The organism is Hallella faecis, assembly GCF_018789675.1.
Lineage (GTDB): Bacteria > Bacteroidota > Bacteroidia > Bacteroidales > Bacteroidaceae > Prevotella > Prevotella faecis.
The window spans coordinates 91,847-105,216 of the sequence record NZ_JAHKBE010000005.1 but is presented as its reverse complement, the minus strand read 5'-3'; the positions used below and the strand labels follow the sequence as shown (position 1 = coordinate 105,216).

The window sequence follows — 13,370 nt, the reverse complement described above, 5'->3', positions numbered from 1 at the left end:
ACAAACTTGTGTTGGATTAGCCTAAGCGGTTGTCTGAATATCGGGGGGTATTATACTGCAAGACTTACCACGCCTTTGAGTGATGCTGTGATGACATCGATGCCGTGGTGGTTGATGATGCGCCCATGTATTAACTTCACCAACTCTTCGGGGGCGGTAATCCCTTGTGAGATGGCTCTCACCACGGCTTTGTAGCTTTTGCTGTCAACATTGGAAACGTAGTTGCTCAGACGTATGTTGCAGCGTTGCAGCACGGCATCAAGTTTGGACAGCTTTCTTACTATCTCCTCGTTGAGGTCGAATATACGGCGGTCGTACTGACGCAGCTGTTGGATTGTCTCAGGAGGTACGAAGCTGCCGCGTATGAGTTCCTTCATCGTACACTCGGCAATCCACTGCGCATCCTTCACGTCACTCTTGCGACCAGGAAGTTGCTTGATGAAATAAGGGTTGGCAAGATTCAGCTTGAAGTGTGGAGACAACACACGCCATATGGGAATCCAGTAGACGCTGGTGCTCTCCATTGACACCTCAATAACATGGTGATGAAGCATCAGGTCACGCATTTCTTCCAACTGATAAGTTAAAACTCCGAAAACTTTTTCAATAAGTTCTCCAAACTCACTCAAAATACAAAGATAAACGCTATCTTTGTGCACGTCAAGACCGCATACTGCTTTCATAGGCTTGCATATTTGGGGTTTAAATCTTCCCAAAAATAAATATAATTTGTGACTTAGAGCACGTTGATGCAAGATTTTAGTATGTCGGTCTTGACATTTCAACGCAAGCAGCGAACACTCGGAGATATTCATTTCTGTTTTTTATCCCAACTGGCTTATAATTCGGAAATTTTATCTAAATTTGCATTGGCTTTGCAACATGTTGTTTATCAGTGGTTATAACTATTATTGCAGCCACTTGGAAGAGCCGGCAACATGTATCATTCTTAACTTTACGACATGATTACCCGATGCTATCTTGAAATAACCAATATTTGTAATCTCAACTGCGTGTTTTGCCCGAAGACGACGCGGGCGAAGCACACCCTGACGATCGATGAATTCGATACACTAACCACACGACTCATGGGCGAGGTTCGGTTTCTCTATTTCCACCTCATGGGCGAGCCTTTTCTTCACCCGTTATTGCCGCAGTTCATACTGATGGCGCGCCAGAAGGGCTTCGTTCCGGTGCTTACCACCAACGGCACCTTGCTCTCGCAACGCACCGACCTGCTCGATGCGCTTCCCCATAAGTTGCAGATATCGCTCCATTCGCACGAGGGTAACGGCAAGGACCATCTCGACCAATACATCGATGAGGTGATGGTGTTTGCCAAGGAGGCCGCCCGGCGCGGGTGTGTCGTGGTGCTGCGCCTGTGGAACGAGGGCGGCCACAACCTCATGAACGAGGCAATCCGCGACCGTATAGCGCTCCATCAGCCACGCCCTTGGGTATCGAGATACGACGGTTGGAAGCTTGGCGAGAACCTGTTTCTTGAGAACGACAACATGTTCGAATGGCCCGACCTCGATCACGACGTGTATGCCGAGGAGGAAGTGTTCTGCTATGCCTTGCGCAATCAGGTTGGCGTGCTGGTCGACGGCACGGTGGTGCCTTGCTGCTTAGACCACAATGGCGACATGAACTTGGGCAACCTGTTTGAGCATAGTTTGGAGCAAATCCTCCAATCGCCACGCGCCCAAGCCATCTACGAGGGTTTTACCCATCATTCCGCTGCCGAGCCCTTGTGTCAGCGTTGTGGCTATTCGGCCGTATCGAAGCGATTCAGAAAGTGAAAAACCTTCATGTTTTTCGAGGCAACTCGGGTGGAATTAGCACTTTTTTATTATTTTTGCACCGTGGCACATAACGCCATGGGGTTTTTATGTTGATATTTCTATATGATCTGGTAACCGTTTACATCATTCCCGGAATGATGCTTGCATTTGGTATATGCCTACTCTTCCTTTCCATTCCCGATAAGGAAGGGCTCAAGAATTATGTGTTTGCGCGCAAGGTGATGGGCGTCACGTTCCTTGTTTATTGTATGGCGCTTATCTGCGAGGCGGTGACGCGCGAGCCTCTTGTGGGCGACTTGCTCAATAGCATGATCGTCATAGCCATTGGCATTACGCAAGCCTTTCTGTTCACCTATTCGCTCATTGCGTTGCTCGACATAGGCTTCCTCACCAAGGCCACGGCGTGTCGCGAGACCTTGGTCATAGCCATCACCACATTGGCGGCGTTTGCCCTGTTCTTTCTCTGCCCACAGAGCAGCAGGGCGCTCATCTTCTATGGCTTTTCGCTTTGGTACATGTTGCTCATGGCGCGTTATGTGGCGCTTTTCCGTCGCTATTACAAACGCTACCTGCAGTTGATGGACAACTATTTTTCCGACGATGAGCGCCAGCGCTTGCATTGGGTTCCCGTGGCTTTCTATAGCGCCTTTGGCGTAGGCGTCATCGCCCTGTTGTTTGCCTTGTTGATCACTCCGTTCACGCAGTTGCTGTTCATGCTCGTCACAACGGTCTATTATTCGGTGTTTGCCATACGCTTCATCAATTATGTGGATATCTTCCCTAAGATCAAGGAGCCTTTGCGAGATACCGTTTGCGAAGCGACCGAGCCCGTAGAGGTGCCTACCGACCCTTCCTCCGACATGATGGTTGTACCGACCGACGACGACCTGCTACTCATGCAAGAGATCGAACGGTTGATGCAGGAGCAAGCCCTCTTCAAAGCGACCGACCTCTCGATAGCCAACCTTGCGGCCTTATGCGGCAAGAGCCATCGTGTGGTGTCGATGGCCATCAACCATTGTCAGGGTGTCAACTTCAAGACCTACATCAACGAGTATCGCGTGGCTGAAGCCGCAAGGCTCATTGAGACGGGATGGCTCAAGCACCACACGCTCGACGCCCTTGCCTTGGAGACCGGGTTTACCGGAAGGGTGAATCTCTATCGTGCGTTCAAGCGCAAGATGGGCGTGTCGCCAACCGATTGGGAGGCGAAGGCGAGGGTCTGAAAACCCGATGGAATGGCGGTTTTTGGTTACACTTTACGCATTGTGTAACCACCATAACGTTTTTTTCGCTTAAGATTTCTTTGTATTCGTTTAAATTTGCAAAGGGTCGAACCAGCATTGCGCTGCAAGTTGGTTGCCCCCATTGCATCAGATAATCCTAACGAAACAAATTCATCTAAGCGATTATGAAAGAAAACTATTACTCACAACCCAACTTCTCACCGCCTCAGGTGGCGAGAGGCAAGCAATGTCAGAGCACGCCGCCTTGGCGTCATAGGCTTTTGACGTTCCTCCTGCTGGTCATGGCCTTGGCCGTGCCGCGGCAGGCGTATGCCGGAGCACACTTCGGCACTGTTTATGCCGGAGACACCTACAACTCGCGCATCTCGCACCATCCCACGGTGGACGAGCCATGGATCACCGTCTATTTTTGGTTCTACGACACGTGGGGCGGCGACGGCTATTTTCTGCACGACGAAACAGAGAGGGGCCACAAAGGTCCCGCCGTTTATGTAGATGGCAAATACATCTGCTCACCCGACTGGGAGTTGGCATGGTCCTCAGGCAATGGCAACGCCTCCGGACTGGATGACCAGCGCGGTAACAACGGATGGTGGGGCAGCACCTACACCAACAGTGTTGACGGCGTGAACTATACCGTACGCTTCTGGGACCCACGAAAACAGAACGGGCAGTTCTGGGTGGAGATGGTCATCTACATGGACAAGATGGCTGTGGCTACCGAGCACGACGTAAAGATTCGCGGTATGTGGAAGCTCAACGGCGATAGTTCCAATCCAGGCGGAAGCATCCAGTTTGAGGAACGCACGTTCCGAACCCAAGCTATCAGGAACATATTTTCGGACAGCCCAAACTACGAACGTACCTATGGCTCGCTGAAGGTGACGAGAAGTTCGCTCAACACGAGCTACGGCCCAACCACCGTGGCTATGACTACCGACGGCTCGTATTACAAAGACTACGGCAACGGCAAGCGCTACTTCGACCCTTCCACAATGAACCAAGCGGTTTACAAGACCTACAGCAAGGGCTCATCCACCTATAATGGACTGACGCTTTCGTATAACGAAACGGATGGGTCTTCATTCTATCTATATAGACAAAAATCAATTACTGTAACTCCCAACGATCGACCCAGTACGATTATATTTGGCTGGCAGATGGATATGCCTTACAGGTACGACGCTCCTTGCAATGTAGATGCAACCACCGACATGTGGAAAAAACAAATATTATTGACATGGCAAGCCTCTGGTGGTCTTTGTTATGCAAATGGCACATGGAGTATCTACCGTTACCCTGACGGGCACCCAGAGGACAAAACGAAAGTAGCAAGCGACATTCCGTATAATACACGAAAATACACGGACGATGTGCCTGATTACGACCAAAAATACGTCTATCAGATTTATTTCGTACCTACCAATTCGCCTTCAGGCAAACTGCTGTCCAGCCTTATGTCCAGCAAAACGCAGTCTGTGCAGCGCTCGTTCCCGATCAACATCACCGACGTGGTGTCTGATAAGAAATCGATCACGGTGAAATGGCAATGCCCTGAGTTTAAGGGCAACGAAAGCTATGCCTTCAAGCTGCTCCGCACCGAGAGCAAGAACGGACAGCCGGGCGACGACTGGACGGAGGTGGCTACCGTCAACGTCACCGACAAGGGCAAGACGCAATACGAATATACCGACACGCGCGACCTGAAGCTCTGTCCCACCTATATATATAAGGTGCAGACCACGATGCTCGAGAACAAGCTCTTCTCAAGCGCCAACATTCTGGAGGGCCGCATCACCGGCAACTCGCAGGTTACGGCGGTCAACGCCACCAAGGGCGACTACAACGGACTGGTGAAGGTGGCATGGGAAGCCGATCAGGTAGGAGCCGACGTGACACGCTACGAGGTGGCACGCCGCGTGAAGGGCACCGACACATGGGCCACCATCTACAAGACCAGCGGCACTGCCTCGTCCTATTACTATGAGGACCAGACGGCACTGCCCGGACAGTATTACGACTACAAGGTGGTGAGCATCACCACATGCGACGGCAGCGACACACGCCTTGAGAAGAACGACGATGGATTCAGTCGCGCCACCGGCATCGTATCGGGTCGCATCACCTACGGCACCGGAACAGCCGTGGCAGGCACCCGCGTGGCATTGGTACGTGGCAACGGCACACAGCAGCAGGGCGGACAGTTCTATGCCCTCCGAGTGTCGGGAGCCGGCGATGGCGTGTTCCTTAGCAAGGACAGCGAGACGCTCAACAAGTATTTCGCCTCCAAGCCCTACACCCTGCAGATGATGATTCGCCCCGACGATTCGCAGACGGGCACCACACCCACCATTCTCGATCTCGGTGGCAAGTTGCAGCTGACCCTTGATTCTGCCGATGCCAACGGCAAGGGCTATCCGCTCACCCTCAAGAGCGCATCTGCTTCGGCGCCTACGGGCATCTATCTGAAGCCTAACGCCTTCACGTCGCTCACCCTCGCCGTTGATGCAGCTGGCGCAGCCACCGTGACGGCAGTCAACGCTGACGATTCTGTTACCGTTGTGCCACTCTCCGACAAGCTCAACGCCAAGGTGCAGTTTGCCAATGCCGACAACACCGGATTGTGTCTCGGCGGCAGCTACCAGTCGTCGGCCGACCGTGCCTTCACGGGCTACATCGACGAGATGCGCGTGTTCAGCGACAAGGCATTGAGCCTTGAGGAAATTCTCGCCAACTACAACCACACCCTCTGCGGAACGGAAGACGCCCTTGTGGCCTACTGGCCCGTCGACGAAGGTTTCAGCGGACAGACCACCGCCTACGACTACTCGAAGACGAGTGGCGTGGCAAACGGCAACCACGCACGCCTCGGCGCCGGCACATTGCCCACGGGCAGCATCATCCCCACATCGCAACAGCTCGGACTGTTTGCCCTGACCGACACACAAGGCAACTTCGTCATACGTGGCGTACCGTTCACGGGCGAAGGCACCAACTATATGGTCATCCCCGCCCTGGGCGTACACGAATTCTCGCCCACCTATTCCACACGCTACATCAGCGCCTCGTCGCTCGTGCATAGCGGAGTAGACTTCACCGACGTATCGTCGTTCCCCGTATCGGGCACCGTCTTCTACGAAGGCACCGATTATCCCGTGGAGGGATGCACGTTCTATGTAGATGGCACGATATGCAGTCGCGACGGCGAACTCATACAGTCGGCCGAGGACGGCACATTCACCATCAGCGTGCCTATTGGCGACCACTTCATCCAAGTGAAGAAGGACGGCCATGTGTTTGCATCCGCCGGACGCTACCCAGCCGACCCGAACGGAGCCGGCGTGAAGATTACGTTCGACCGCGAGATAAAGAACATGGAGTTCATCGACCAGACGCTCGTCAACTTCACGGGCCGTGTGGTAGGTGGAAGCATTGAGGGCGAGAAGCCTGTTGGGTTCGGTGCAAGCCATAACAACATCGGCATCACCGAACTCGTTCTCAGCCCCACCAACGACCGCTATCGCCTCAACGTGGTGAAGAAGGTGAACGGCACGTCGTATAGCTACGAAACCAACACCGCCAAGGCTACCGTACAGTCGGCCACCAGCACCATTGCCAGCCATTCGTGGCGCGGCGCGGGCGATGCCGCCAAGAAGATCTTTATACGCACCGACTCGCTCACGGGTGAGTTCTCTGCCATGGTTCCCCCGCTTATGTATAATGTGGAGAGCATGAAGGTCGTGGCAACCGGCATGAGCGTTGGCGACGCAACCACCGTCGACGCCACCAATCCGCTTGTGGAGTTGACCGACACCATGGTCACAGAGAATGGAGCGCGTCAGGAGTATGCCTACAACTGCAAGCTTCGTCAGACCTATCATAGCGCACCCTCGTTCACTGTCACCCAGCGTGGCCACGACGACGGAGCCTTCGGACTGTCGAAGTATGAGATTGAGGATGCCAGCGGCAAGCTCGCCATCGACGACATCTACACCATCGACACCAACGGCAAGGTGACCTACAACTATGGTGGTGCCATCTTCGAACGTGAGGAGAACTACACCTTCGACCTCAAGGGCTTCGAGGAGTATGTCAACCACGACGTGAAGAACCAGCCCGTGGCATCGCACGTGCCGCTCAGCGGCAATGTGGTGACTATCAACAACGCCCTCTCTGCCTCACAGAAGGTATATCTTGAGAACAACACGGCTGGCAAACCTGCCGGTTCGCTGGTGGAGTTGGAGAGCAACCAGTTGCAACTCGACAGTCTCGGTTGCGCCGTGTACACATGGAAGGCGGGTCTGCCCAACATCACCGCGCCCTACTCGCGCACCCTCTCCATCAGCTACGACATCGACGACCGCACCTACAACTGGGACGGCAGTGGCATGAACGGCATCATCCTCGGTTCGCTGCCTACAGGCAACAACTTCGTGACGAGCGGCCCCGACGTTGTGGAGATGATTCTGCGAGATCCTCCAGGAACCGGCTCAAGCGCCGAGTGGACCAGCGGCAGCGTCACGTCTACATCCACCAGCAGCGGCAGTGTGTGGACTTCTGATAGCGAAGCGCTGACCTCCACCAAGTTTGGTGTGGATGTAACGACGCTTAAAGGAACCTTTGGCTTCGGACTACTCAACAGTGTAGAGAGTAAGAACGAACTGAACGTGGGACTTAATGTCGTCACAGAAGGCGAGAATGCCAACACATGGAACCGCACCATAACCGCCACACGCACCATATCCACATCATCAGCTCCAGAGTATGTGGGTGCCAATGGCGACGTGTTTATCGGTTCGGCTACCAATCTCATCTATGGATTGGCACGCGATGTCAACTTCCGCCGACAAGGAACGAGCGACAAGGCGGCATTGGAACTGAAGGACATCATCACCACGGGACTCAACTTCAAGACCATGTTCAACTACACGGAGAATTACGTGGAGAACGTATTGTTGCCCAACCTGCGCACCATGCGCAACAGCCTGTTGCAGACCGTTGCCAGCACACAGGGCTACAGCAATACGACGGACCATCCCGTATACCTCACTACGCTTGCTGCCGACGACCCACGCTTCGGAAGTTCCAACCACGACAAGAAGGCATGGGGTTCGAAAGCCACCAAGCATGTATCCATCAGCGGACCGTCGTACACCATGATCGCGCCAAGCAATAGCAACCAATGCTATAGCGACTCGGTGGAATGGTGCAACTCGCAAATCCAGATTTGGGAGAATACGCTCGCCGCCAATGAGAAGGAAAAGGTACTTGCCTACGAGAATCGTGACGAAAACCTTGACCAAAACTTCTCGTTCGACTCGGGCAGCAGCATAACAATGAGCCGACAGACAGAAGAAAGCAGTGGAAGCACACACGAATGGACCGTTACTGCGGCTGCCGTATTGTCTGATTCATGGGGAATGAGTTTCGATGGAACAGGTGTGCAATGTACTATCTCTACAAGGACTGGAGGCGGATCGCATCACACTTCAGAGGATACCAAGACTGACATCTCGTCATTCAGCTATACCCTCGCTGAGGAAGGCGACGACGACGCTCTGACTGTGGACGTCTATAAGTATGGTGCTTATTCGCCCATCTTCCGCACACGCGGCGGACAGACCTCTGGTCCGTATGAGGGCGAGGTGAAGACCAAGTATTATCGTCCGGGCACCACCATCATGGAGGCCACCATGCAGATCGAGGTGCCGCAGATCACGGTGGATGTACCTGTGGTAAGCAATGTGCCTACGGGCAGTGCCGCCAACTACACGCTGCGCCTCACCAACGCCTCGGAGATTGACGAGGACGTTTACTACAAACTCCTGATGATCGACGAGAGCAATCCCGACGGTGCAAAGATCACCGTCGACGGCATGCCGCTCACCGACAACCGCATCATCAAGATTCCGGCTGGCGAGACCGTCACCAAGGCCATGCAGCTCTGGCAGACCAACACCAGCGTGCTCGACTACAAGAACATCGGCATCGTGCTCGCCTCGCAATCGCAGTACGACCCGACAAGCACATGGGACCAGATTGCCGACACCGTATACGTATCGGCGCAGTTTGTGCCCTCATCATCGGCAGTGACGATGAAGCTCGACCGCACTACGCTCAACTCGCAGACCGGCGACGACCTGAACATCTCGTTCAGCCAGTTTGACCGCGACTACCACAACCTCAAGGCGTTCCGCATACAGTATCGCAAGCAGGGCGACACCGACTGGACGCTCGTTCGCGAATACGTAATCAATGAGGCCGACAAGACCCAGAACAACGAGCTGCTGCCCGGCACAGCCACGGTGTCGTACAAGTTGCCGATGCACAACTTTAGCGACGGCAACTACACCTTCCGCATACTCTCCGTCAGCGCGTACGGCAATGAGGAGGTGTACAACACCAGTGAGGAGATTGCCCTCGTGAAGGACATGCAGCGCCCGCAACCGCTCGGCATGCCGACACCTACCAACGGCATCCTCTCGCCTGGCGACGACGTGAGCATCGAGTTTAACGAGAACTTCCTCAAGGGCGAACTCACGAAGACCGCCAACTTCATCGTCACCGGTGTGCTCAACGGCGCTGAGGTGTCGCACGCCACTGCTCTCGGCATGACCGGCACCGACAACACCGCCGCTACCGAGGCCGACATCAATTTGGCAGGCAAGAGCTTTGCCATCGACGCTTGGGTGAACCTCAAGGGCGCAGGCACATTGCTCTCACACGGAAAGGGACAGCAGAAGTTCGTAGTAGGCGTGGACGACAACCGCCACCTACAGGTGAAGATCGGCAGCAACGTCTATACGTCGAAGGCTGAGATGCCAACCGACAAGTGGGCATACCTCACGATGAACTATGCCGTTACCGCCAAGGGCTGCACGCTGAAGGCTGCCGTGGCCGAAGACGCCACCACCACCGACCTCTTCACCGACCAAGCGGTGGCGACCTACGACGGCAACGGACCGATCGCCATCGGACAACGCTTGACGGGAGCCATCCACGAGCTCACGCTATGGGATGAGGCTCACGACATGACGGCTGCGCTGATGGAGAAGAACAAGACCAAGAATCCGGCCACACGCCACTTGATTGGCTACTGGAAGATGGACGAGGGCGAAGGCACCGTCGTCACCGACTATGCCCGCAACCGACACCTCCGCCTGACGGGCGAGAACTGGTATCTCAACAACGAGAACAAGGCCATTGCGCTCGACGGCACGTCGCATCTCGACATTCCTACCGCCGACGTATCGCCGCTCGCCGCCGACAACTGCGCCATCGAACTGTGGATGCGCGCCGACAAGCAGAAAGGCGAGACCCAGCTGCTGCAGGCGGGCGAGGTGGAGCTGTGGATGAACGCCGACGGTGTGCTGCAACTCACATCTGGAGACAACACCTTCGCTGCCGGCGCCACATCGCTCCACGATAAGGCTTGGCACCACGTGGCTCTCAACATCCTTCGCAACGGCAATGTGGCCGTGTATGTGGATGGAGAGCGCACCCTGGCCACCAGCGTGGTGGGCATTGGAACAACAGCCAGCGACCGCATGATTGTGGGCGCACGCCGCACACGCACCGCCGACGGAAGCTACCAGTACGACCGTCAGCTTGTGGCTGGCATTGATGAGATCCGCTTGTGGAACGCCACCCTCACGGCCGACATCCTCAAGGCACGCCGCAAGATGCGTCTCACGGGCAAGGAGCAAGGTCTCGTGGCCTACTACCCCTTTGAGACGAAGACGCTCGACGCCTATAATCAGGTGGTGACCGTGGGCAGCGACGACGACCTGCTGCGACCCGACCACAAGGCTGTTTATGCCGATGCCCTCGCCTTCACCGACGACGCTCCCGCCCTGAGGGAGAAACCGTCAGAGACCAACGTCGACTATTCGTTCACGGCAAGCGACAACAAGATTGTCATCACCCTCAACGAGACGCCCGCCGCCATGGCCGCCTGCACGATCCACTTCACCGTGCGCGACCTGCGCGACGCCAACGGCAACCTCTCGCTGCCGGTATGCTGGAGCGCATACATCAATAACAATGAGCTGGCATGGAGCGAGAACACCATGAAGACGACGAAGCGGGTAGGCGAGAGCCACACCTTCGAGGCTACGTTCGCCAACAAGAGCGGAAAGCAGCAGATGTGGACCCTCAGCGGACTGCCGTCGTGGCTCAAGGCAAGCGCGGAGTATGGCACCATCGATCCGCTTACCTCTCAGACGATCGCTTTCGAGGTAACGGAGGCCACGCCAGTGGGCAAGTATGAGGAGACGGTGTATCTCACCGGAAACGATGGCATAGCCACACCGCTCACGCTCGCCATCACCGTTGAGGGCGACAAGCCCAATTGGACGGTCGACAACGCCAACTATGAGAGCACCATGAGCGTCATCGCTACGCTCTCTATCCTTGGCAAGCCGAGCTACGACGCCGACGATGTTGTGGGTGTGTTTGTGGGCGACGAGTGTCGCGGCATGGCCCATCCCACCTACAATGCCCGCTACGACAACAGTTTCGTGCTGCTCGATGTGTATGGCAATGCCGACGACGCTGGCACGCCGCTCACCTTCAAGGTTTACGACGCCAGCACGGGCATCATGTACCCTGTTACCACCACATCGCAACCTGTGGCCTTCAGCGCCAATGTGCTCGTGGGCAAGTATGCCGATCCGCTGCGCATTGAGGCGGCCGACAAGATCGAACAGGCCACCATGCTTGGCGCAGGGTGGAACTGGATGTCGTTCTACGCCAAGGCCGACGACATGGATGTCAGGAGCGTGTTTGCCGATGTGGCCGACGGCGTACAGACGGTCAAGACGCAAAACGTGTTTGTCAATTGCGACAATGGTACGTGGTATGGCAAGAACTTCGATGTAGATAACCGATCGATGTATAAGGTGCGAATGACCAAAGCCCGCATGCTCAAGCTCATTGGCAGTAGTGGAACGCAGGCCGACCGCACCATCACCCTTGTGCCGGGTTGGAACTGGATAGCCTACAACAATACGCAGACGGCATCGGTGGCCGACGCCCTGGCCGGCATGGATCCGCAAGACGGCGACATGATCAAGGGCCAGTATGGGTTCGCCCTCTTCGACGGCTACGAGTGGACTGGTTCGCTTAAGGCGCTCGTTCCCGGACAGGGTTACATGTTGCAGAGTGCAAGTGCGGGCACAAGGACGTTCACCTATCCCGCTTCCCTGGCGCCTTACGCCCCACAGAGGGCTGCGGCGCGCCCGCTGCTCAACTTCTCGCCCATCGACCACCACAAGTATCCGAGCAACATGACCATCACGGCTCGTGTTACGTTCAACGATGAGGTGCAGCAAGGAGCCGAGGTCGGAGTGTTCGCAGGCGACGAGTGTCGCACGGCGGAGGTTACCGATGCCGACGGGTACGCTTACTTCACCGTTCCGGGCGAGGGCAAGTGTAACCTGAGGTTCCTCATGGTCAAGAACGGCGACGTATGGCTTGCAGAGGCAACGGTCGACTTCACCGAGGACGCCATCTGCGGATCTTATAAGCAGCCGCTTGAGCTGACCTTCGGAAAGATCACCTATGTGGACGGCATAGCTGTCGACGACGACGACAACACCCGTTGGTTCGACGTTCATGGCAGGATGCTCAATGGTAAGCCCACCGCTCCCGGTGTGTATGTGCGCAGCACCTACGACGCCAGCACCGGCCTGACTACTACCCGCAAGGTCGTGGTGAGATAAGATCCCTACACCCACCGACAGGCCCAAGGCCTGCGGTGGCAACTAACCAAGGCGCACCATCCCGATAACGCAACGATATCGGGGGTGCGCCTTTTACGATGAGTAACATTTCCTTTTCATTCCACTGACCTATGCCGCCAATCCCTATAAGGGGAATGGATGATATGCAAAAAAATGGCAACAATCTATAGTCCAATCTACACCATCGCAGCGAACAATAGAGAAAATTGGCGGAAATATGCGATTCTTGCGCACTTTTTGTAACCGTCTAACATTCAGTGGTTTACGTATTTATTTCTCTGTTTTATGCCCTGATTTTAACATTCTCCCTTACGGTTAGGCATGTTTCGCACCTCGATACATGCCTAAGGACAAGACGAAACCTGCCCTTCTGTCGCACGAAAGCTTACCTTTCGCAACTCGATAGATGCCTAATGCCCCGAGCCCCGCTTTGCCATCCGTGTTTCGGCTCCATCATTTCGCTTTTTTGCGCGCTATTTGCCCCAAAATTCCGACACAACTTTTGCCCCAATTATTTTAACACAAATGGGTCATTGGGTTTCAAATCTTGTTAGTGGTTGCTTCGAGCAGGTTGC

General features: G+C 55.1%; 3 protein-coding genes and 1 pseudogene. 3 read left to right on the top strand and 1 reads right to left on the bottom strand.

The annotated features are described in order from the left end of the window. Window positions 1–62: 62 nt before the first annotated feature. A pseudogene (locus tag KM934_RS02525) lies at window positions 63–683 on the bottom strand (IS110 family transposase); the annotation flags it as partial. Window positions 684–962: 279 nt separating this feature from the next. Between KM934_RS02525 and KM934_RS02520 the strand changes: the two are divergent. The 3 genes from KM934_RS02520 to KM934_RS02510 all read left to right on the top strand — a co-directional run bounded on the left by KM934_RS02520 (window position 963) and on the right by KM934_RS02510 (window position 12,774). Further along, window positions 963–1,802, top strand: coding sequence for a radical SAM/SPASM domain-containing protein (locus KM934_RS02520; RefSeq protein WP_215759042.1), 840 nt, complete (start codon window positions 963–965; stop codon window positions 1,800–1,802). Window positions 1,803–1,891: 89 nt separating this feature from the next. Next, window positions 1,892–3,031 carry a helix-turn-helix domain-containing protein gene (locus KM934_RS02515; RefSeq protein WP_215759041.1) on the top strand — a complete coding sequence of 380 codons (1,140 nt, stop codon included), beginning with the start codon at window positions 1,892–1,894 and terminating at the stop codon, window positions 3,029–3,031. Window positions 3,032–3,216: 185 nt separating this feature from the next. After that, the gene (locus KM934_RS02510; protein WP_215759040.1) at window positions 3,217–12,774 is read left to right on the top strand and encodes a LamG domain-containing protein; all 9,558 of its coding nucleotides are present in this window, start codon (window positions 3,217–3,219) and stop codon (window positions 12,772–12,774) included. Window positions 12,775–13,370: the final 596 nt, after the last annotated feature.

Coding starts and splice junctions, on each gene's coding strand:
- KM934_RS02520 (WP_215759042.1), top strand. CDS start 963: ATGATTACCCGATGCTATCTTGAAATAACCAATATTTGTAATCTCAAC.
- KM934_RS02515 (WP_215759041.1), top strand. CDS start 1,892: ATGTTGATATTTCTATATGATCTGGTAACCGTTTACATCATTCCCGGA.
- KM934_RS02510 (WP_215759040.1), top strand. CDS start 3,217: ATGAAAGAAAACTATTACTCACAACCCAACTTCTCACCGCCTCAGGTG.